This is a genomic window from Lentzea terrae (genome assembly GCF_003265345.1).
Classification (GTDB): domain Bacteria; phylum Actinomycetota; class Actinomycetes; order Mycobacteriales; family Pseudonocardiaceae; genus Lentzea; species Lentzea terrae.
This window is the reverse complement of the sequence record NZ_QFWW01000029.1, coordinates 78,200-97,031: the sequence shown is the minus strand read 5'-3', so window position 1 is coordinate 97,031 and position 18,832 is coordinate 78,200. Positions and strand designations below refer to the sequence as shown.

The window sequence follows — 18,832 nt, the reverse complement described above, 5'->3', positions numbered from 1 at the left end:
ACGAAAGGAACGCATCGCGTGAAGTTGCCCGACCACGACCGGGACCTCAGCCCCCACACCGGCTTCACCCGCGACCACTGGGTAGCCATCGCCGACGCCCTGCTCGACTCAGCCTGGCGCCACGCGTCCCCCGACCAGGCCTTCCTCGACCTTCCCGGCCGCCCGTCCCGCAGCGGCGTCCGCAGCGACGGCCTCGAAGGCTACGCGCGCACCTTCCTGGCCGCCGCCTTCCGCACCGCGCACGGCGACGACCCGCACAACTGGCTGGAGCGCTACGCCACCGGCCTCGTCGCCGGCACCGCGGGGGAGTGGCCCGCGATCACCGACGTGAGCCAGCCGATGGTCGAGTCCGCATCCGTCGCACTGGGCCTGCGCCTGACCAAGCCGTGGCTGTGGGACAAGCTCTCCGAACCCCAGCAGGACCGCGCCGAAGCCTGGCTGCGCGAAGCGCTCCGGCACGTCCCAGCGGCCAACAACTGGTACTTCTTCCCGTACACCGTGGCCGCGTTCCTGGAGTCGGCAGGCCGCGGCGACCACGAGACCCGCCAGGCCGAACAACGCGCCATCGACCTGCTCCACGGCTGGTACCGGGGCGACGGCTGGTACTCCGACGGCGACGGCCGTGCGTTCGACCACTACAACGGCTGGGCCCTGCACCTGTACCCGGCGCTGGACGCCCACCTGAACAACCAGCCGATCACCACCCACCTCGAAGAGCACCTGGAAAGCTTCCACCTGCTCTTCGGCGCGGACGGCGCATCGATCTACTTCGGACGGTCGCTGACCTACCGGTTCGCTGCCTCAGCAGCCATCGCACTCGGCGCGGTCACCGGCGAGACCCCGCTCACCCCGGGCCACTCCCGGTTCCTCATCAGCAACAACCTCAAGTACTTCCTGGATCGCGACGCCCTCGAAAACGGCCTGCTCAGCCTCGGCTGGCACGGCCCGCACGAGGCCACGCTGCAGCCCTACTCCGGACCGGCGTCGCCGTACTGGGCGTCGAAGGCGTTCGTCTGCCTGCTCGCCGGACCGGATCATCCACTGTGGACCGAACCGGAAGAGCGCCACGAGCAGAACCACACGCTTGCGCTGCCAGGACCGGGCTTCCTGATCCAGCGGCACAACGGCGTGACCAGGCTGCACAACCACGGCAGCGACCACGTCCGGCCGTTCGAGGGCGAGTACGCGACTGACGACGACCCGCTCTACAGCCGCTTCGCCTACTCGACGGCCACCGGCCCGACGTCCGCGCAGAACCCCGCCGACAACCACATCAGCCTGGTGATCGGAAACAGTCGCAGCGTCCGCAGGCGCATCCATCCGCTGGGAGCGCGGGACAACTGGGCCGCGTCGTGGCACCGCCCGGTGTTCGACACGCACCAGCCGATGGTGCCCGGCCTCAAAATCGAGAGCGTCACGGCCGTGTGGGACGACCAGGAGCTGCGGATCCACCGGGTGATCGGCGCGCCGCCCGGCACCAGGGCGGAGCTGACGGGGTGGGCGACCGACGTGCCGTCGCCACTCCTGGCGGTTCGAGGGTGGACCGGTGTCGGGTGGCAGACCGCGCCGCAGGGCACGGCGTTCACCGGCTCGGTCAGCGTGCCGACGCTGACGGCGGACGTCGAAGGCACGGTGACGCTGGCGGCCGTGGCCGTGCTCGACGGCACCATCACAGAAGCGGACTGGGACGCCCGCGTGGAGCAGATCCTCCGCCTGACCCTGGACGCGCCAGGTTAAACGGGCACGTCGTAGAAGGCGCACACGCGAGCACCCGGCGCCAGCCACGGCTGCAGCAACGAGTGCGCGCGCTCCGGGTCGCGGTGGAACAGCCCGACCCGCACGGCGAAGACCAGGTCGAACCGGCGGTCGCCGAGGTTCATGTCCTCCAGCGACGCGATGAGGAACTCGGCCTTGCCCGACGCGACGTAGCCGGCGTTGCGCCGGGTCGCGGCCTCGACCATCTTCGTGGAGCGGTCGATCGCGGTGAGCGTGCCCGTGGACAGCAGCTGGCACACCATGGTGGCGGCCACGCCCTGGCCGCAGCCGATCTCCAGCACCCGGTCGCCGGGCCGGATCGCGAGTTGGTCGACCACACCGCGCAGACGCTCGCTCATGGTCGACATGATGCGTCAGCGCGGCGTGCGGGGCCACCACTGGCGGCCCCGCCGAGCGCGATCAGCCCAGTCCGCCCAGGTTGACCATCCAGCTGATGCCGAACTTGTCGACGAGGTCGCCGTACTCGTCGCCCCACATCTGCTTCTCGAGCGGCGTACCGATCTTGCCGCCCTCCGCGAGCTTGCTGAAGTACTCCTTCAGCACCTCCTCGTCGCCCGACAGGGAGACGGTGATGGTGTCGCCCGGGTTGTAGGGCATGCCGGGCGGCGTGTCGGAGGCCATGATCGTGTAGCCGGCGTCGGTCTCCAGTTGGGCGTGCATGATCTGGTCGGCCTGCGGCGAGTCCTGCATGCCGAACTCACCGAAGGTGTTCATCTTCAGCTCGCCGCCGAAGATCGAGTGGTAGAACTCCATCGCCTGACGCGCGGAACCGTCGAAGCGCAGGTACGGGTTGAGGCGAGTTGCCACCGGAATCGCTCCTTAGAAGAGACGGACCCGAATCCTTGCAAACCCTTGGCACGCCTACAACTTGAACTTGCCCAAGAAGAGTTCTACTCCGTTACTCCCGGATCACCCTGAGCGACCTTGCCCGCGTACATGAGTGTGGCTTCGGGCGTGAGCGGGTGGAACGTTCCAGCGCGCACGTCGCGGTAGGCGCGTTCGAGAGGTGAACGCTTGAAGAACGACCGTCCACCCAGGACCTCCATCGCGATGTTCACGACCTCGACGGCCTCGACCACGGCCTGCCGCTTGGCCAGCATCACCGTGGTGACCGACTCGGCCCCCGCGGTGTAGTCGTCGCCCAGTTCCTCGATCGAGCCCATCAGCGACCACCACGCGGTGCGCAGCTTGTAGTCCATCAACCCGATCTGCCGCACGGCGTTCTTCGACGTCGACTTCACGGCCACGTCCCGCGCGCCGGCCGCGATGCCGTAGTACGTCGCCCCGCACACCGGCGCGAAGTGGACGACCGCGGCGAACAGCGGCGCGCCGAACTCCCCGTACGGCCGGCGCGCCGCGATCTTCTCGGCGGGGATGAAGACGTCCTCCAGCACCACGTCGTGGCTGGCCGTACCGCGCATGCCGAGCGTGTCCCACGTTTCCTCGATGCGCACGCCCTCGGCGTTCAACGGCGCGCTGAAGTGCAGGACCTCCTCGCCCAGGACCGCGGACGTGGCCACGACGTTCGCGCGGGGCGACTGGCTGCAGAACGTCTTTCGCCCGTTGACGAGGAACCCGCCGTCGACCTGCGTCGCCGTGGTCGTCGGCCACAGCCAGTCCGAGCCGCCGCTGGTCGCGATGACCAGGCCCTCCGCGGCCACGCGCCGCAGCACGCCTTCCGCGTCCGGTGCGCCCTTGCGTCTGCGATATCCCTGCATCAGCGTCAGATACAGGTGCATGGTGACGGCCAGCGCGGTCGCCCCGTCGTGCCGCGCGAGTTCGGCCTGCGCGTAGCAGACCTGGCGCATCGTGGCGCCGAGACCGCCCAGTTCCTCGGGTACGGCCAACGCCAGGTAGCCCTCCTCGCGCATCGCCTCGTACGCCTCGGTCACGAACGTCGCCTCACGATCGTGTTCGGCCGCATGGGCTGCCGCGATCGCGCCGATGCGCGCGGCCAGATCCACGAACTTGGCGTCGTCGTCTCTGGTGACGGTCGGGAACGTACCGGTCACCCGCGGTGTCTCAAGTGTTGTCATGCGACGAACGTAAGAACGCGCAAGCCCCGCAGGTAGTTCTGAAAGTGAACCGGGCGGCGGTAACGAAACACCCGCCGGAGCGGAGACTTCCCCTGTGAGGACGTATGCGCAGTACTGCCCGATCGTCCGCGCCGTGGAGGTGCTGGGCGACCGGTGGACGTTGCTGATCGTGCGGGACATGCTCGTCGGTGCCTCGCGCTTCAACGAGCTTTCCCGTGGTCTGCCCGGACTCTCGCGCGCTCTGCTGTCCCGGCGGCTCCGGCAGCTCGCGAACGCCGGGCTGGTGCAACGGACCGGTGACGGCTACACGCTGACGTCGGCAGGGGAGGCGTTGCGCCCCTTGGTGTTCGGCCTCGCCGACTGGGGCGCGCGGTACGCGTTCGGCGACCCGCGCGCCGACGAGCTCGACCCCGAGGTGCTGATGTGGTGGATGCACGGCCGCATCGACACCGGCACGTTGAGCCGCCGCGCCAACATCGAGATCCGCATCAACGACCGGCGCCGCACGTTCTGGCTCGTGATCGAACCCGGCGACGCCTCGGTCTGCTACACCGACCCCGGCCTGGAGGTGGACGCGGTCCTGGCGTCCGACATCGCCACCCTCTACCGGATGTGGGAGGGCGAGCTGGAGCTGCTCGACGCCGTGCGCGCGGGCACGATCGAGCTGACCGGCCCGCGCTGGGTGGTGCGCGGCCTGCCGGCCTGGCTGAAGCTCAGCCCCGTCGCCGAGCACGTGCGCGCGGCCAAGGTCAGCGCTCAGGCCAGATGAACTCGTCGAGCTTGCCGCGGAGCTCCCGGGCCTCGCGGTCCGCGGACAGCTGCACGGCCAGGTCGGCGTGCTTCAGGGCCTCCTGGTAGCGAGCTCGGGTGAACAGCTCGTTCGCCCGTTCGACGTGCTCGGCCGCCAGCGCCCTCGCCCGCTCCTTCAACAGCGGGTGCTTGCTGAAGATCCTGGGCTCCGCGCGCAGGATCTCGCCACCGCGTTCCTGGAGCAGGACGGCGAGCGACCGGTGTTGCCCGAGCCGGTCGTGCAGCCGCGCGGCCGCCGCAGGGTGACCGTTGTGCGCGTACCAGTGCGCGGCCGCCTGGTAGTTGACGCCGGCCGGCTGCACGGCCTCCGCGACGGCCGGTACGAGCCGGCCGTCGACCAGGACACCGAGCCTGGCCAGCTCCACGATCGCCGCCGGGTCGACGCCCAGCTCGACGCACAACGCGCGCCGGACCGGTCCGAGGCGGGCGAACGTGGTGACCAGGTGCCGCGCTTTCGCTGACAACGTTGGCAGCACGGTGGCGAGCACATAGGTCTCGTGGTCCGGCCACCGCTGCGCCAGTGCGGGCCAGCCGCGCGTCTCGCGGTAGACCTCGGGCACGACCGCGGCCTCGGGCAGGGCCAGCTCGGCCGGCCCGATCTGTTCGGCGTGCTCCCACTCGAACGGCCTGCGCGTGATCAACGTGACCTGGTCGCACGGGGTGCGCCTGAGCCAGTCGCGCAGCTCGTCCTCGCCTACGGCCGGTTCGTCCAGCACGACCTGCGGCGCCCACCTGCGCGTACGGATGAAGTCCGCCGCCGCCTCGCCCGCACACCATCGCGCTTGCCGCGATCTGCGCCTGACCATCTCCGTCTTGCCGTAGCCGGGCGCTGCTGCCACCACCGTCAACCTCACATCTGCTTCAGAGCGGGCGGCACGGCGGCGGATATACGCGATCCGGGTGACGCACGAGAGCGGCCAATCCGGTGACGCGGCGTGCTGACCAGCGAAAACAAACTTTTTGAAGATTTTTCCGGCTCGATGTCGATCCGGCCTGCCGCTCGTTCGACGCATCAGTGGAAGGACACCACAGCCCAGGAGGAACCCGACATGAGCGCCACGACCGTCACCGCCGCCCCCGCCACCCGCAAGTTCGCCGTCGGCCGGTACGCCACGATCGTCACCCGCGTGCTGACCGGTCTGCTGTTCGCCACGACGGGCCTGAACGGGTTCCTGAACTTCATGCCCACTCCGGATCCCAGCACGATGGCGCCGGAAGGCGTCGCGTTCACCGCCGCGCTCTTCGCCACCGGCTACATGGGCTACCTGGTGGCTGTCGTGCAGCTGGTCTCCGGTCTGCTGTTGCTGGCCGGCCGGTTCGTGCCGCTGGCGCTCGCGATGCTGGCCCCGATGGTCGTGAACATCTTCCTGTACCACGTCTTCCTGGAGCCGTCCGGCATGGGCATGGCGGTCTTCGTGGTCGCCGCCGAGCTCGGTCTGGCGTGGGCGTACCGCGACCGGTTCCGCTCGATGCTGCAGTACCGCTAAGCCCCCCAAGCGAAATCCCCCGCCGGCCACGTGCCTGCGGGGGATTTTTCGTTGTGCAGCCAAGTTCTTCTGCTCGTGATGTCGAAACGCGACGGTCTGGTTCGACGTATCTGTGCAGGCAGAAATCCTTGGAAGGGAACGGAAATGTCCACCACCCGCTGCGCCACCGTCATCACGCGAGTGCTGGTCCGCAGCAGGTTCGCGCCCACCGTCCTGACCCTGCTGAACGTCCTGCTGGACACCAGCCACGTCGTCATCGCGCTGCTCGTGGCGCTGGCCGAGATCGCCGTCGCACTCGGCTCGCAGTCCCGGCCAGACGGTCCCGGCTACCGCGCCACGAAGGCCGCCAGCAGCGCCTGCACCTCGTACACGTCGACGCCCTTGCCGAACTGCTTGGAGATCGGCACGTCGCTCGACGAGACCCAGATCTTGAGCTCCGCGTCCAGGTCGAAGTGACCGGCGGTCTCGACCGAGAACTGCGTGATCGCCTTGTACGGCACCGAGTGGTACTCGACCTTCTTGCCCGTCATGCCCTGCTTGTCGACCAGGATGAGCCGCCGGTCGGTGAACAGGAACGAGTCGCGCACCAGCTGGTAGGCCGCGTGGACCTGTTCCCCCTGTGCCAGCAGCCGTCCGAACTCACTCGCGGCCGCCCTCGGGTCGAGCTTCGACGCGTTCCCCATCATTCCGCTGAGAAGTCCCATACGTCCAGATTTACCAGGCTTTCCGAAAGCTTGTCCGAACGCTGGAGATCGGCTGTCCGAACGCTTCCCCGTCTCACCCGAAAGTGGATGTCAACAGCCACACGATCGGATGGGTGATGACATTGCGTAAGAGCATCCTGGGAGCCGCCGGACTGGCCGGCGTTGCCGCTCTCGTCGTCGGTTGCTCCAGTGCGCCAGCGCAGACGGCCGTCGCCAACACGCAGACGGGCACCAACGCGGCGACGCAGCCGACCGACACCGAGATCAAGGCGTTGTTCGCCGACTGGAACGCAGCCCTCGCGACGGGTGACCCCGAGAAGGTGGCCGACCGTTACGCTCCGAATGCGGTCCTGCTGCCCACGGTGTCGAACCAGGTGCGGTCCACCCGCGCCGAGATCGTCGACTACTTCGTGAAGTTCCTGAAGAGCAAGCCGAGCGGCACCATCCTCGACTCGCACGTCGCGGTGCTCAACGCCGAGGACGCGATCGACGCGGGCACCTACCGGTTCGCGCTCACCCAGGACGGCAAGCCGACCACTGTGGACGCCCGCTACACGTTCGTCTACGAGAAGGTCGACGGCAAGTGGCTCATCGTGAACCACCACTCGTCGGCGATGCCGGAGAAAGTCTGATCCGCACGCACAGCCCGCCGCCGGGAGCAGCGGCCAGGCTGACGGTGCCGCCGTCGTCGGTGACGAGCTGCTTCACGATCGCGAGGCCGAGACCGGACCCGCCCTTGCCGGTCAGTCCCTGACCGCGCCAGAACCGGTCGAACGCCCGCGCTCGGTCCGCGTCACCCAGCCCCGGCCCGGAGTCGATGACCTCCAGCAGCCCCGGCCGGGTGGTGCGGACGAGGATCCTGCCGCCGTCCGGGGACACCTCGAGCGCGTTGGACAGCACGTTGTCCAGCACTTGCTCGAGGTGCCCCGGAGTGGCGAGGACCCGGATGTCGAAGCCCTCGCTGACGAGGGAGATCGACCGCTCGTCGGCCGCCGCGCGCCACGCGGTGAACCGTTCCGCGACGACGTCCAGCACCTGCACGGGTTCTGGGTGCGCGACGTCGGCCTCTGCCCGTGCCAGTGCCAGCAACCCGTTGACCAGCCGGGACATCCGCACGACCTCGGCGGTCGCCATCTCGACGTCCTCGCGGACGTGCGGGTCGTCGACGCCGTCCGCCACGTTGTCCAACGACAGCCGCAGAGCGGTCAGCGGCGTGCGCAACTGGTGCGAGGCGTCGCCGATGAACGCCCGCTGCGAGCCGACCAGCGTGTCGATCGTCTCGGTCGCGGTGTTCAACGTCCGCGCCAGCGTGCGGGTCTCGGGCGGCCCGGTCTCCTCGGCCCGCGCGGTCAGGTCGCCGTCTCGCAACCGCGCGGCCATCGCGTTCAGCTCCCTGAGCGGCCGCGTGACCCGCCTCGCCAGCCACACCCCGAGGAACGCCGCCACGATCAGCACGCCGACCGCCAGTGCCGCGCGGAACCCCCAGATCTGCCAGAGCCTCTGCACGATCGGATCGTCCGGATAGGACAGCCGGATCGCGCCGACGACGGTGCCGTCCGGTTTCTTCGCCTGCACGGTGAGCTTGAGACCCTCGGAGTCCCAGACCTTGTTGGCCGGCTCGGGCCCGAGGACGTCGATCTTGCCGAGCGTCTGCCGTTCGTAGGCGTCGGCCAGAGCACTCAGCGACCGCGTGTCACCGGATGCGAGCAGCAAAGCCGCCGTGTCGGCCTCACGCCGCGCCGTGTTCTCCGCGTCGCCGTAGAGCTGCTGGTTCAACGTGAACGCCACCGGCACCGTGAACGCCGCGATCGCCACCGCGACCAGCAGCACGTAGCTCCAGACGAGTTGGCGGATCACGTGAGCACCAACCGGAATCCGACGCCCCGCACGGTCTCCAGCGCCGCCGCGTCACCGAGCTTGCGCCGCAGCACCCCCACGTGCACGTCCAGCGTCTTGGTGGGCCCGAACCAGTTCTCGTCCCACACCGCCTCCATGATCTGCTCGCGGGTGAACACCGCGCCCGGCTCCTCGGCGAGGAACGCCAGCAGGTCGAACTCCTTGGGCGTGAGGTCGACCTCCGCGCCGTCGAGGTGCACCCTGCGCCCGCGCCGGTCTATCCGCAGCCGCCCGTGCTCCTGCGCCGGTTCGGTCTCCGTCTTCGGCTGCACCCGCCGCAGCACGGCCCGCATGCGAGCCACGACCTCCCGCACGCCGAACGGTTTGGTCACGTAGTCGTCGGCGCCGATCTCCAGCCCGACCACCCGGTCGACCTCGTCGGACCGCGCGCTGATCACGATGATCGGCACGTCACCGCGCGCCCGCAGCTCCCGGCACACGTCCAGGCCGTCCATGTCGGGCAGCCCGAGGTCGACCAGCACCAGCGCGAAGTCCTCGGCCGTGGCCAGTGCGTCCGCTCCGGTGAGCACCCACCGCACCTCGAACCCGTAGCGGGACAGCCCGCGTGTGAGCGATTCCGCGATCGGCTCGTCGTCCTCCACCAGCAGCACCCGCATGGGCGCAGATCATTCCACTGAACGCCTGCGAGCATTCCTCAGCCTGATGCCACTCCACCCGAGTGAGCTCACGGTCACCGCGTCCCAGAACGGCCACAGGTTCGGCAGCACCCGCAGCGCGATTCCGGCCTCTTCGTGCAACTCGAACAAATCGCCGACGCGTTCGGCCGGCCCGAGCGGCACCACCGGCTCGGTGGCCACCACGGCGTGCCCGCGGCCGTCGCCCTCCTCGCCGAACGGCCGGAACACGCCGGCGGGCAACCGGTACGCGTAGAGCTCGACGGTCCGCATCCGCTCCAGCCACCCGTACTCCACCGCGTGCACCCGGTCACCGCAGCCGGGCCCGATGATCAGGTCGCGGTCTCCGGCCGTGCTGGCGGGTGTCGTCCACGCCATCGCCCTCGGGCACTGCCGGGGGAACCAGTAGTCGGGCGAGCGGCCCCAGTCCACCGCCCACACGTACTCACCGGGCTGCTGCGCGGTGGCCGCGAGGTGCGGCACGAACCGCATGATCGACGGATCCTCGGAGAAGTGCAGAACTTGACCGGGTTCGGGGCGCATGTGGTCGATACTGGCCCGCATGCGGAGGCTGACGCTGGCGGTTTTGCTCGTCCTCACCGGTTGTTCGTCGTCGACCACGAGCGGGGCCGGCTTCACCGCCGTCGACCTCGCCGCGCCGGAAGCCCTGGCGACGCACGGCGACCTGCTCGTCATCGGCACCCGCCCGTCCGACCACCCGGAACTCGCCACCCGCGGCAAGGACGGCGCCCTGAGCAACGTCCGCCTCACCCCGGCCACCCCGTACGGCAAGGAAGCGCACTGGTACGGGATCACCTCCGACGGCACCACCATCACCGGCGTGGGCGGCGAACGCGGCGGCGCGCACGGCAACGTCCGGTGGAGCGCCTGGACCGGCGACACCAGTCAGATCGTCGAGAAACCGCAGGGGTTCAGCACGTTCGGCGGCTACGGCGCCGGCGAACTCCTCGGCGTGGCCCGCACGCCGCAGGGCCCGCTCATCATCGGCACCTGGCAGAGCGCCAAGGCAGGCCTCGACATCGCGATGTGGACGTACGCCGCGGACACGTGGAGCCGCCAGCCCTCAGCCGGCACCGTCCTGGAGAGCTCGCAGGAGCTCCTCCGCTTTCCGATGGCCGTGGCGCAGCACGGCGACGGTGTCCTCGTCGTCGGCTGGCAGATCGCCAAGGGCGTGGTCAGCGCCGCGGTCTGGCAGTACGACGGCAGGACGTGGACCACCGCGACCCTCCCGGACGGCGACGCCGCGCTGGCCGCCCGCTGCTGGGACGGCGCGTGTCACGTGGTCGGCCGCAGCAAGGGCAAGCTCGCCTGGTGGTCCGGCCCGGACTGGAAGAAGCTGACCACGCCGGACATCCCGGTCGGTGACGACCAGGACCTCGCCGCACCCGTCCCGATCAACGGCACGCCGACGTTGTTCGTCAACCACAACGGCGTGCAGCTCGTGTCCGAAAAGGACTCCCGCCCCGCCGACGGGCCCACCGGTGACGTCAAAGCAGCGGAAGTCGCGGGCGGTCAGGTGTTCGTGATCGCGGGGGACCGGCTCTGGCGCCTCACCTAGCCAGCAGCGCCCGCAACGTCTCCAGCCCGCCCAGCACGGCCTTCCGCTCTGCAGCCGAAGCCGCGTCGAGCGCGCGCGTCAGCCGCCCGTACGGACCTTCCGAGATCTCCCGCGTGTAACCCTGCACCGGCGCGGTCACCTGCACCCGCGTGAACCGCCGGTCAGCCGGATCGACCTCCCGCGTCACCAACCCGCGAGCCTGCAGCCGATCCACGATCCCCGAAGTCGTGGAGTGCGACAGGCTCAACCGCCGCGCCAGCTCCGTCACGGTCGCCGATCCCTCGTTCACCAACGACCGGATCAGGCTGACCTGAGGGGCGGTCAACCCACTCCGAGCGGTGTCCCCGGCCGGCTCGACCGACGTCGTCAGCAGCTCCTGCCGCAACGCCCGCAGATGCGCCATCACGGCCTCGGCGTCCTGAAACGAGGTGTCCTCGACCATGGCCGGAGTGTACGTTGGACACGACGCGTCGTATGCGACGGATTAGGGGAGTCCAGAGATGACGATCAAACGCGTACCCACGCCCGCTGGTGACGAAGCCTGGCTGGTGACGGACTACGACCAGGTCAAAACGTTGCTGGCGGACCGCAGGCTGGGCCGCAGCCACGTGGATCCGGACAACGCGCCGAGGTTCACCGACTCGGTACTGCTGGGCAAGCCGGCCCAGGGCACCGAACAGGAGGAGAACGAGCGCCACACCTGGATGCGCAGGATGCTCGCCCCGTCGTTCTCCGCCAGGCACATGGAGCAGCTGCGGCCACGCGTGCGGCACCTCGTCGACGGCCTGCTCGACGACCTGACGAAACAGCCGCAACCGGCCGACTTCCACGAATCCGTGTCGTTCCCGCTGCCCGTACTGGTGATCTGCGAACTGCTCGGCGTCCCATATGGCGACCGCGAAACGTTCCGCCGCTGGTCAGAGGCAATGAGCACGCTGAACGACCCGCAGAAGTCAGAAGACGGCTTCACGAACCTGTGGACCTACATGGGTGAACTCGTCGAACGGAAGAAGAAGGAACCGGGCGACGACGTCATCACCCGTCTGATCGATGGCACCCCACCGGGACAAGAGGAACTGATCGCACAGCTCAGCGCAGGTTTGCTGTTCGCAGGCCATGAAACGACCGTTGCCGTGATCGACCGCGGCGTCATGCTGCTCAGTCTCAACCCCGACCAATGGGACGCACTCAGCAAAAACCCCAACCACATCCCGAACGCCGTCGAAGAGATCCTCCGGCACCGCTCACCGGCACAACAGCCGCGAGAAGACTCCGGCATGCCCCGGTACGCGATGGCCGACATCGAGATCGACGGCGTCCGCATCCCGTCCGGCGACCTGGTGCTGCTCGGCATCGACCAGGCCAACCGCGACGAGACCCGCTTCCCCGACCCCGCGGCCTTCACGCCCCGCGAGTCCAACCCGCACCTCACCTTCGGCCACGGCCCCAGGTTCTGCGTCGGCGCGCCCCTCGCGAGGGTCGAGCTGACCGAGATCTTCACCGCACTGACCGAGCGGTTTGCGACGTTCGGCCTAGCGGTCGACGTGGCACAGCTCACCCTGAGGGCGGAGCTGCTCGTGGGCGGAGTGGCCGAGCTGCCGGTGCGCTGGACGGCCGCCTGACCTGGTCCGCATCGATGCAGTAACCGTGCACGTCCGCCTTGTTCCGCAGCGTGATGCCCGGTTTTTGATCACATTGCGCTGCTTGTCCCACATCTTCCGGTCATTGCATTCACCCGGATGCGTCATCTCCATCCGTGCCGCGACAGAACTTCACGGTGAATACAGCGATCCGGACGCACAATGGTCACGCTTGGACACACAATTGCCGAGCGTCAACTGTTGATGTGGCTGTTCGTCCGCTCATTCCGCCACGCATGGGTGACTATGGCCCGGTCAGTGGGCCCCCCGCGAATGGTGGGGGTGGGCGGCGGTCCGCCAGATCGGCGGTTAATCTCTTGCAACTCGTCCACTGCAATCCAGTGTGCCGACGTCGCAACCACCGGGGAGAGGACTGAACACGGGTGGCCGGATTTCTGTTGCGGCGGTTGGTCAACTACGTGGTGCTCGCCCTCGTGGCGACGTTCCTGGCGTTCACGTTGGCCTCCGCCACCTTTGACCCGATCGGGGTGTTGCAACAACGCAACCCACCGCCACCGGCGGCGTCGATCGAGGCGAAGAAACGAGACCTGCACCTCGACCAGCCGATCCCGCAGCGGTTCGTGACCTGGATGGGCGGGGTGGTGCAGGGCGACTTCGGCCGAACCATCACCGACCGCCCGATCACCGACGAGCTCGGCCGGCGCATCGGCGTGAGCCTGCGGCTGTTCCTGCTCGGCATCACGCTCGGCATCCTGTTCGGCGTGCTGATCGGCGTGGTGAGCGCGATCAGGCAGTACAAGTTCAGCGACTACTTCGCGACCCTGTTCTCCTTCATATTGCTGTCGACGCCGGTCCTCGTGCTCGGCAACCTGCTCAAGATCGGCGCGCAGAGCATCAACGACTCGATCGGCAGCAACGTGCTGATCTTCGTCGGCGAGACGACGCCCGGTTTCCAGGGCAACTGGTTCGAACATCTCGGCGACCGGCTCCAGCACCTGATCCTGCCGACGCTCGCGATCGCGCTCGGCCAGATCGCCTACTACAGCCGCTACCAGCGCTCGTCGATGCTCGACGTGCTGGGCAGCGACTTCCTGCGCACGGCGCAGGCCAAGGGCCTGACCCGGCGCAGGGCACTGATGAAGCACGGCCTGCGGACCGCGCTGATCCCGATGGCGACCCTGTTCGCGTTCGGCTTCGGCCTGCTGGTGGTCGGCGGTACGTTCACCGAGCGGATCTTCACCTGGTACGGCATGGGGGACTGGCTGGTCACCGGCATCTCGGCGCAGGACACGAACATCACGGCCACGGTGACGCTGTTCGTCGCGGTGTGCGTGCTGTTGTCCGGCTGGCTCGCCGACGTGCTGTACGCCGCGCTCGACCCCCGAATCCGCGTGAACTAGGCAAGGTGACGACGTGACCGTGATCCTCAACGAGGGCGACTCCGCGGGAACCGCCGGCGCCGCCCCTGGCGGCCCTGTCGACGCCGCGCCCGAACCGGGCAAGGCGATGACGCGCGGCCGGCTGGTGTTCATCCGCTTCCTGCGCAACAAGCTCGCGCTGGTCGGCTTGGTCATCATCGTGGCGATGTACCTGCTGGCGTTCCTCGGCCCGTTGCTTTCCCAGTGGTCGTACGAAGACCGCGACTACGCCGCGTTCCTGCAGCCGCCCTACGCCGACCACATCTTCGGCACCGACAACATCGGCACCGACATGTTCGCGCAGGTCATGCGCGGACTGCAGAAGTCGCTGATCATCGGTCTGCTGGTGGCGCTGATCTCGACCACGGTGGCCGCGATCGTCGGGGCGACGGCCGGCTACTTCCTCGGTGTCGCCGACAAGGCGCTCATGTGGGTGGTCGACCTGCTGCTGGTGTTGCCGTCGTTCCTGATCATCGCCATCCTCAGCCCGTGGTTCCGGGGCAAGTCGTGGTGGCTGCTGGTGCTGATGCTGGCGGCGTTCCAGTGGATGATCACCGCGCGCATCGTCCGCGGCATGACGCTGACGCTCAAGGAACGCGAGTTCGTGAAGGCGGCCCGGTTCATGGGCCAGCCGGCGCGGACGATCATCGCCAAGCACATCGTGCCGAACATGGCGTCGCTGCTGATCATCGACGCCACCATCAACGTCGCCGCGGCGGTGCTCGCCGAGACGGGGTTGAGCTACTTCGGGTTCGGCGTCCAGTCGCCCGACGTCTCGCTAGGCACCCTGATCGGCAACTACGCCCAGTCCGCAACGACCTTCCCGTGGCTGTTCCTGTTCCCGGCGGGCTTCCTCGTCGTGTTCGTGCTGGCGGTGAACTGGGTCGGCGACGGTCTGCGTGACGCGCTCGACCCGACCTCCACGCGCGTGCGCCGCAAGGAGAAGAAGGACACTGAGGAGAAGGCCGCCTGATGACCAGTTCGGAGATCCTGTTCGACTCACCGGCGGACCCGGTCGTCGAAGGACCGGTGCTGCAGGTCGAAGACCTCCACGTGTCGTTCCCCAGCGAGGCGGGCCGCGTGCGGGCCGTGCGCGGCCTGAGCTACCAGGTCTCACCGGGTGAGGTCCTCGGCATCGTCGGCGAGTCCGGCTCTGGCAAGTCCGTGTCGTCGCTCGCGGTCATGGGTCTGCTGCCCGAGTCCGCGCGCATCAGCGGTTCCATCAAGTTCCAGGGCCGTGAGCTCATCGGCCGCACCGACGCGGAGCTGTCCAAGATCCGCGGCCGGCGCATCGCGATGGTGTTCCAGGACCCGCTGTCCGCGCTGACGCCCGTCTACACCGTCGGCGACCAGATCGCCGAGGCGATCCTGGTGCACCGCGGTGGCGCGGTGTCCAAGCAGGCGGCGAACAAGCGCGCGGTCGAACTGCTCGACCTCGTCGGCATCCCGAACGCCGCCGAACGCGCCAAGGCGTTCCCGCACGAGTTCTCCGGCGGCATGCGGCAGCGCGCGGTGATCGCGATGGCGATCGCCAACGACCCGGACCTGATCATCGCCGACGAGCCGACCACCGCGCTCGACGTCACGGTGCAGGCCCAGGTGCTGCAGCTGCTCGAGACCGCGCAGGAGGTCACCGGCGCGGGCATCGTGATCATCACCCACGACCTCGGCGTCGTCGCCGGGTTCGCGGACCGGCTGATGGTCATGTACGCGGGCCGTGCCGTCGAGACCGGCAAGGTCGACGAGATCTACCAGCAGCCGCGCATGCCGTACACGCTCGGTCTGCTCGGCTCGATCCCGCGCCTGGACGTCGGCGAGAAGCAGGCGCTCGTCCCGATCACCGGCCAGCCGCCGTCGCTCACGGACCTTCCCCCGGGTTGTCCGTTCGCGCCGCGCTGCCCGATGGTCGTCGACGCCTGCCACACCGCCGAGCCACCGCTGATCGACGTCGACGGCTCGCCGGAGCACCGTGCCGCGTGCATCAGGACCGGTGAGATCGCCGCGACCGACACCGAGGGCGCCGAGGCGGCCGCCGAGATCTTCGGTGCCGAGGTCGTCGAGGAGCCCGAGATCGCCAAGGTGCCGCGCGAGCAGCGCGACATCGTGCTGGAGCTCGACCACGTCGTCAAGGAGTACCCGGTCAACAAGGGCGTGGTGTTCAAGCGCCGCGTCGGCACCGTGCACGCCGTGGCCGGCATCTCGTTCGACATCCGCGAGGGCGAGACCCTCGGCCTGGTCGGCGAGTCGGGCTGCGGCAAGACCACGACCCTGATGGAGATCCTCGGCCTGGAGAAGCCGATGGGCGGCGAGATCTCCGTGCTCGGCACCAACGTGTCCTCTTTGGACTCGAAGCGCCGCTTCGAGATCCGCCGGGACATGTCCGTGGTGTTCCAGGACCCGATGGCGTCGCTCGACCCGCGCCTGACGATCCACGACGTGATCGCCGAGCCGATGCAGGTGCACGGCTACGGCAAGGACGAGATCAACCGGCGCGTGCCGGAGCTGATGCGGCTCGTCGGCCTGCGTCCCGAGCAGCTGTCGCGCTATCCCGGCGAGTTCTCCGGCGGTCAGCGGCAGCGCATCGGCATCGCACGCGCGCTCGCGCTGGAACCGAAGCTCGTCGTGCTCGACGAGCCGGTGTCCGCGTTGGACGTCTCCATCCAGGCAGGTGTCATCAACCTGCTGGAGGAGCTCAAGTCCAAGCTCGGACTGGCCTACCTGTTCGTGGCCCACGACCTGTCCGTCGTGCGGCACATCGCCGACCGGGTGGCCGTGATGTACCTCGGGAAGATCATCGAGATCGGCGAGGTGGACTCGGTGTTCGACGCGCCGCGCCACCCGTACACGCAGGCGCTGCTGTCGGCGATCCCGATTCCCGACCCGGTCAAGGAACGCCAGCGGGAGCGGATCATCCTCACCGGCGACCTGCCGAGCCCGGCGAACCCGCCGTCCGGCTGCCGGTTCCGCACCCGGTGCTTCCTGCACGCGTCGCTGCCGCCCGAGCAGCAGCGCACGTGCATCGAGCTCGAGCCGCCGCGCGAGGTGCAGGCCCCCGACCACGAGGCCGCCTGCCACTTCGCCCAGATCCGTCAGGTCCTCTGATGCATCCGTCGCCTCAGACGACCTGCGAGCACGAAGGAACAGTGTCCCCGGCAACTGGTGTCCGGGCACGAGGGAGGTTCACGACAGTGAGTCGACGTACCAAGGTGGGAGTGACCGCGCTGGTCGCGGTCGCCCTCACGCTTACCGCGTGTGGGGGGCCCAGCAAGACCGACTCCGGGCTCAAGGGCTCGGAAGGCACGGTCGGCCAGGCGGACATCAACCCGCAGGAACTGTCCAAGGTCAAGGACGGCGGCGAGTTCCGCTGGCCGGTCGACCAGCTGCCGGACAACTGGAACTACTACCAGCTCGACGGCACCAACGCCGACGGCCGCAAGATGATCGACGCCGTGCTGCCGAACCTGTACAAGCAGAAGGCCGACTCGACGATCGAGGTCAACAAGGACTACCTCGACGACGCGAAGCTCGCCTCCACCGACCCGCAGGTCCTCGAGTTCAAGATCAACTCGAAGGCGAAGTGGTCTGACGGCACGGCGCTGTCGTGGCAGGACTTCGAGGCCATGTGGAAGGCCCTCAACGGCACCAACAAGGCCTTCGAGGTTGCCACCACGACCGGTTACGAGGACATCGAGAAGGTCGAGAAGGGCGCGACCGACCAGGACGTCAAGGTGACGTTCAAGAAGAAGTTCGCCGAGTGGAAGGGCGTCTTCTCGCCGCTCTACCCGAAGTCGGCGTACGCCACGCCCGAGGAGTTCAACAAGGGCTGGGCCGACGCGCCGAAGGTGACCTCCGGTCCGTTCAAGATCGGCACGATCGACCGCACCGGCAAGCTCGTCACCGTCGTCCGCGACGACGCGTGGTGGGGCCAGAAGCCGAAGCTGGACAAGATCACCTTCCGTCAGGTCGACCGTCCCGCCGTCGCGGACGCGCTCGCCAACGGCCAGATCGACTACTTCGAGATCGGCTCCAGCATCGACAACTTCACGCGGGCGAAGTCGATGCAGGGTGTCACCATCCGCCAGGCGATCACGCCGGACTACTCGCACCTCACGTTCAACGGTGCGGACTCCTCGATCCTCAAGGACCCGAAGCTCCGCGTCGCGCTGATGCGCGGCATCGACGCCAAGGTCATCACGCGGGCGCTGCTCGGCCAGATGCTCAAGGGCGACGCGCAGATCACCGGTAACCACTTCTACCTGCTCGGTACGAAGGAGTACAAGGACAACTCGTCCGTCGCGTCGTTCGACAAGGAAGCCGCGAAGAAGCAGCTCGACGAGCTGGGCTGGAAGCTCGAGGGTGAGACGCGCAAGAAGGACGGCAAGGAACTTGTCATCCGCTACGTCATCCCGTCGCCGAACCCCGTCTCCGACCAGATCGCGAAGCTCGTGCAGTCGCAGCTGAAGGAGCTCGGCGCCAAGGTCGACATCCAGGCCGTGCCGTCGACCGACTTCTTCAAGCAGTTCGTGAACGTCGGCAACTTCGACATGACCGGCTTCCGCTGGCTGGCCTCGGCCACGCCGCTCTCGGACGGCAAGGGCATCTACTACCTCGACCCGGCCAGCACCAACCAGAACTACGGTCGCATCGGCTCCGAAGAGGTCAACAAGCTGCTCGACCAGGCCAACGCCGAGCTCGACGACGCCAAGCGCGCCGAGATCACCAACGAGGCCGACAAGAAGATCTGGGAGCTGGGCCACCAGATGCCGCTCTACCAGCTGCCCGGCGCGGTCGCGGTGAAGAGCAACGTGGCGAACTTCGGTGCCGTCGCGTACGCGAACCGCCCGTACGACTACATCACCATGGGCTTCACCTCCTGATGTAGTCAGGTTC

The 18,832-nt window shown here is 68.3% G+C and carries 19 protein-coding genes; 10 read left to right on the top strand and 9 right to left on the bottom strand.

Annotated features, from left to right (window positions below):
- The first annotated feature begins 18 nt into the window (after positions 1-18).
- Positions 19-1,737, top strand: a complete 1,719-nt coding sequence (locus DI276_RS35070) for a DUF2264 domain-containing protein (RefSeq protein ID WP_112271614.1) — start codon at positions 19-21, stop codon at positions 1,735-1,737.
- Here DI276_RS35070 and DI276_RS35065 read toward each other — a convergent pair.
- From DI276_RS35065 to DI276_RS35055, 3 genes are all read right to left on the bottom strand, one after another.
- Positions 1,734-2,114, bottom strand: a complete 381-nt coding sequence (locus DI276_RS35065; RefSeq protein WP_157985116.1) for a class I SAM-dependent methyltransferase — start codon at positions 2,112-2,114, stop codon at positions 1,734-1,736. The genes DI276_RS35070 and DI276_RS35065 overlap by 4 nt on opposite strands.
- A gap of 61 nt (positions 2,115-2,175) precedes the next feature.
- The gene (locus DI276_RS35060) at positions 2,176-2,583 is read right to left on the bottom strand and encodes a VOC family protein (RefSeq protein ID WP_112271610.1); all 408 of its coding nucleotides are present in this window, start codon (positions 2,581-2,583) and stop codon (positions 2,176-2,178) included.
- A gap of 83 nt (positions 2,584-2,666) precedes the next feature.
- The gene (locus DI276_RS35055; RefSeq protein ID WP_198681090.1) at positions 2,667-3,812 is read right to left on the bottom strand and encodes an acyl-CoA dehydrogenase family protein; all 1,146 of its coding nucleotides are present in this window, start codon (positions 3,810-3,812) and stop codon (positions 2,667-2,669) included.
- A 94-nt stretch (positions 3,813-3,906) separates the two neighbouring features.
- On the opposite strand from DI276_RS35055, the gene DI276_RS35050 reads away from it, so the two are divergent.
- Complete coding sequence (locus tag DI276_RS35050; RefSeq protein WP_198681089.1) at positions 3,907-4,581, top strand: winged helix-turn-helix transcriptional regulator; 675 nt, start codon at positions 3,907-3,909, stop codon at positions 4,579-4,581.
- On the opposite strand, the gene DI276_RS35045 is transcribed toward DI276_RS35050, so the two are convergent.
- Positions 4,562-5,461, bottom strand: a complete 900-nt coding sequence (locus DI276_RS35045) for a hypothetical protein (RefSeq protein WP_112271604.1) — start codon at positions 5,459-5,461, stop codon at positions 4,562-4,564. The genes DI276_RS35050 and DI276_RS35045 overlap by 20 nt on opposite strands.
- A gap of 210 nt (positions 5,462-5,671) precedes the next feature.
- Between DI276_RS35045 and DI276_RS35040 the strand changes: the two genes are divergently transcribed.
- A complete protein-coding gene (locus DI276_RS35040; RefSeq protein WP_112272373.1) occupies positions 5,672-6,109 on the top strand; it encodes a DoxX family membrane protein in 438 nt (145 codons plus the stop codon).
- A gap of 326 nt (positions 6,110-6,435) precedes the next feature.
- Here the strand turns inward: DI276_RS35040 and DI276_RS35035 are convergent, their stop codons facing one another.
- Positions 6,436-6,813 (bottom strand): PH domain-containing protein, encoded by a 378-nt coding sequence (locus tag DI276_RS35035; RefSeq protein WP_112271601.1) that lies wholly within the window; start codon positions 6,811-6,813, stop codon positions 6,436-6,438.
- Positions 6,814-6,929: 116 nt separating this feature from the next.
- Here DI276_RS35035 and DI276_RS35030 point away from each other — a divergent pair, with 116 nt between their 5' ends.
- Entirely contained in the window at positions 6,930-7,445 is a 516-nt protein-coding gene (locus tag DI276_RS35030; RefSeq protein ID WP_112272371.1) for an SgcJ/EcaC family oxidoreductase, read from the top strand.
- On the opposite strand, the gene DI276_RS35025 is transcribed toward DI276_RS35030, so the two are convergent.
- From DI276_RS35025 to DI276_RS35015, 3 genes are read right to left on the bottom strand one after another with little or no spacing between them, the layout of a single operon-like run.
- Positions 7,402-8,670: a sensor histidine kinase gene (locus DI276_RS35025; RefSeq protein WP_112271599.1), complete on the bottom strand. Its 1,269-nt coding sequence runs from the start codon at positions 8,668-8,670 to the stop codon at positions 7,402-7,404. The genes DI276_RS35030 and DI276_RS35025 overlap by 44 nt on opposite strands.
- Positions 8,667-9,326: a response regulator transcription factor gene (locus tag DI276_RS35020; protein ID WP_112271597.1), complete on the bottom strand. Its 660-nt coding sequence runs from the start codon at positions 9,324-9,326 to the stop codon at positions 8,667-8,669. Before DI276_RS35020 ends, DI276_RS35025 begins: the two co-directional genes overlap by 4 nt.
- Positions 9,327-9,335: 9 nt before the next feature.
- Positions 9,336-9,887, bottom strand: a complete 552-nt coding sequence (locus tag DI276_RS35015; protein ID WP_112272369.1) for a DUF6886 family protein — start codon at positions 9,885-9,887, stop codon at positions 9,336-9,338.
- A gap of 19 nt (positions 9,888-9,906) precedes the next feature.
- Between DI276_RS35015 and DI276_RS35010 the strand changes: the two genes are divergently transcribed.
- Positions 9,907-10,923: a hypothetical protein gene (locus DI276_RS35010; RefSeq protein WP_112271595.1), complete on the top strand. Its 1,017-nt coding sequence runs from the start codon at positions 9,907-9,909 to the stop codon at positions 10,921-10,923.
- On the opposite strand, the gene DI276_RS35005 is transcribed toward DI276_RS35010, so the two are convergent.
- Positions 10,916-11,365, bottom strand: coding sequence for a MarR family winged helix-turn-helix transcriptional regulator (locus DI276_RS35005; RefSeq protein WP_112271593.1), 450 nt, complete (start codon positions 11,363-11,365; stop codon positions 10,916-10,918). The two genes, DI276_RS35010 and DI276_RS35005, sit on opposite strands and share 8 nt — an antisense overlap.
- Before the next feature lie 58 nt (positions 11,366-11,423).
- On the opposite strand from DI276_RS35005, the gene DI276_RS35000 reads away from it, so the two are divergent.
- The 5 genes from DI276_RS35000 to DI276_RS34980 all read left to right on the top strand — a co-directional run bounded on the left by DI276_RS35000 (position 11,424) and on the right by DI276_RS34980 (position 18,819).
- Entirely contained in the window at positions 11,424-12,545 is a 1,122-nt protein-coding gene (locus tag DI276_RS35000) for a cytochrome P450 (RefSeq protein WP_112271591.1), read from the top strand.
- A gap of 401 nt (positions 12,546-12,946) precedes the next feature.
- Positions 12,947-13,924, top strand: a complete 978-nt coding sequence (locus tag DI276_RS34995) for an ABC transporter permease (protein WP_112271589.1) — start codon at positions 12,947-12,949, stop codon at positions 13,922-13,924.
- 13 nt (positions 13,925-13,937) lie between these two features.
- The gene (locus DI276_RS34990; RefSeq protein WP_232837133.1) at positions 13,938-14,915 is read left to right on the top strand and encodes an ABC transporter permease; all 978 of its coding nucleotides are present in this window, start codon (positions 13,938-13,940) and stop codon (positions 14,913-14,915) included.
- Positions 14,915-17,044 (top strand): ABC transporter ATP-binding protein, encoded by a 2,130-nt coding sequence (locus tag DI276_RS34985; RefSeq protein ID WP_112271587.1) that lies wholly within the window; start codon positions 14,915-14,917, stop codon positions 17,042-17,044. The genes DI276_RS34990 and DI276_RS34985 overlap by 1 nt, the downstream gene beginning before the upstream one ends.
- Before the next feature lie 86 nt (positions 17,045-17,130).
- A complete protein-coding gene (locus tag DI276_RS34980; RefSeq protein WP_232837132.1) occupies positions 17,131-18,819 on the top strand; it encodes an ABC transporter family substrate-binding protein in 1,689 nt (562 codons plus the stop codon).
- The last annotated feature ends 13 nt before the right edge of the window (positions 18,820-18,832 follow it).

Bases quoted from the DNA above. Each gene is read 5' to 3' on its own strand.
- DI276_RS35030 (WP_112272371.1), top strand. From the start codon at position 6,930: ATGACATTGCGTAAGAGCATCCTGGGAGCCGCCGGACTGGCCGGCGTT.
- DI276_RS35065 (WP_157985116.1), bottom strand. From the start codon at position 2,114: ATGAGCGAGCGTCTGCGCGGTGTGGTCGACCAACTCGCGATCCGGCCC.
- DI276_RS35005 (WP_112271593.1), bottom strand. From the start codon at position 11,365: ATGGTCGAGGACACCTCGTTTCAGGACGCCGAGGCCGTGATGGCGCAT.
- DI276_RS35010 (WP_112271595.1), top strand. From the start codon at position 9,907: ATGCGGAGGCTGACGCTGGCGGTTTTGCTCGTCCTCACCGGTTGTTCG.
- DI276_RS35015 (WP_112272369.1), bottom strand. From the start codon at position 9,887: ATGCGCCCCGAACCCGGTCAAGTTCTGCACTTCTCCGAGGATCCGTCG.
- DI276_RS35035 (WP_112271601.1), bottom strand. From the start codon at position 6,813: ATGGGACTTCTCAGCGGAATGATGGGGAACGCGTCGAAGCTCGACCCG.
- DI276_RS35020 (WP_112271597.1), bottom strand. From the start codon at position 9,326: ATGCGGGTGCTGCTGGTGGAGGACGACGAGCCGATCGCGGAATCGCTC.
- DI276_RS35040 (WP_112272373.1), top strand. From the start codon at position 5,672: ATGAGCGCCACGACCGTCACCGCCGCCCCCGCCACCCGCAAGTTCGCC.
- DI276_RS34985 (WP_112271587.1), top strand. From the start codon at position 14,915: ATGACCAGTTCGGAGATCCTGTTCGACTCACCGGCGGACCCGGTCGTC.
- DI276_RS35055 (WP_198681090.1), bottom strand. From the start codon at position 3,812: ATGACAACACTTGAGACACCGCGGGTGACCGGTACGTTCCCGACCGTC.
- DI276_RS35000 (WP_112271591.1), top strand. From the start codon at position 11,424: ATGACGATCAAACGCGTACCCACGCCCGCTGGTGACGAAGCCTGGCTG.